The organism is Pseudomonas sp. NFR09 (assembly GCF_900111535.1).
Lineage (GTDB): Bacteria > Pseudomonadota > Gammaproteobacteria > Pseudomonadales > Pseudomonadaceae > Aquipseudomonas > Aquipseudomonas extremorientalis.
The window spans coordinates 1-1,423 of record NZ_FOIH01000026.1 but is presented as its reverse complement, the minus strand read 5'-3'; the positions used below and the strand labels follow the sequence as shown (position 1 = coordinate 1,423).

1 protein-coding gene is annotated in these 1,423 nt (G+C 55.5%); it reads left to right on the top strand.

Features of this window, described 5'->3' with window-relative positions; all coding sequences use genetic code 11:
- The first annotated feature begins 82 nt into the window (after positions 1-82).
- Positions 83-1,414 carry an IS4 family transposase gene (locus tag BMX59_RS29995; protein ID WP_371914400.1) on the top strand — a complete coding sequence of 444 codons (1,332 nt, stop codon included), beginning with the start codon at positions 83-85 and terminating at the stop codon, positions 1,412-1,414.
- The last annotated feature ends 9 nt before the right edge of the window (positions 1,415-1,423 follow it).

Sequence of the window (1,423 nt, the reverse complement as noted above, 5' to 3'; positions counted from 1 at the left end):
TAATGCTGTTCACTTAAGCATTTGAGTCCCGGCCGGGCTTTATAGAGAATCCGATGTCAGACTCCTGGCATCGGATTTTTTTATGCCCATTCAGCAGCAGTTGCTCGACCTCGGCGATCTCTTCAACTTTTCTGACCTGAGCACCTTCACTCAGAACATCCCAATCGAGTGGGTAGCGAGTGCGCTGAACCTTTCGGTGCAAGCCACCATACGGCGGCGCCGCTTGCCGAGTGACCAAGTTCTTTGGCTGGTTCTGGGCATGGCTTTGTTTCGTGATGAGCCCGTCCACGAGGTCGCCAGGCGTTTGAATATCTGCGCGCAAGGCTTGGCTTCTGATCAGTTGCTGGCTCGAAGCGGAGTAACTGAAGCTCGCAAACGGCTAGGCGCTGACCCCGTCGAATCGCTGTTCCGTCAGACCGGTAAGCATTGGGGCAACGAGCGCTATGAGGCAGATGACTGGAACGGTCTACAAGTCTTCGCGGTGGACGGTGCATTGCTGCGAACCCCTGATTCACCCGAGCTCAGAGAGCATTTTGGCTCCGGCAATACCGGCACCGACCGTCAGACTCCGTTTCCGATGCTGCGGCTCGTTGCACTGATGAATGTCCGCTCGCATGTCATCCTCGATGCGCAGCTCAGCCCTTTTCGGGGCAGTGAAATGCGGTTGGCCGAAACGTTTCTGGGGCAAATTCCAGACAATTCAATCACCTTGTTCGACAAAGGCTTCTGGGGCGCGGATCTACTGCTAAGCGTGGTTGGCGGCGGTGCGAACCGACACTGGCTGACACCTGCTCGCAAGAATTTGGTCATGGAGGAAGTGGAGCGCTACGGCGAGCATGATCGTCTTGTGCGGATGAAAGTTTCTCCTCAGGCACGCAAACGAAATCCTGAGCTGCCCTTGAGTTGGGAAGTGCGTGAAGTTAGCTATGAAAGCCATGGGAAAGTGAGGTCGCTGCTTACCTCTCTGCCTGTCGAGGGCTATGACACAGCAGCTGTAGCTGAGCTGTACCTGGAGCGGTGGGAAATTGAGCTGGGCTTCAGGGATATCAAAAGCTCGATGCAACAGAACGCGGTAACGCTGCGCAGTAAGAAGGTCGAGCTGATTTATCAGGAGGTCTGGGGGCTTTTGCTGGCTTACAACATTATTCGTCGGGAGGCCAGCCAGGCCGCTGTAGCATTCGGCCGCGCACCTTCAGATATACGGTTCAAGCCAGCCTGCCAGTACATAGCGGTACAGTTGATCGTGATGGCAGCAGCGAACCCGGTATCAGCAACAGGAAGGAGGCTAAGCGAGCTGAGGGGAGGAGTAGGAGGAATGTTTCTGGATCACCGCCCAAGGCCAGGAAGGCCAAGGACGGTGAAGATTTCCAAAACCCGGTACCCAGTGGACCGTAAGGCTGCTCCGCTTAAGTGAACAGCATTA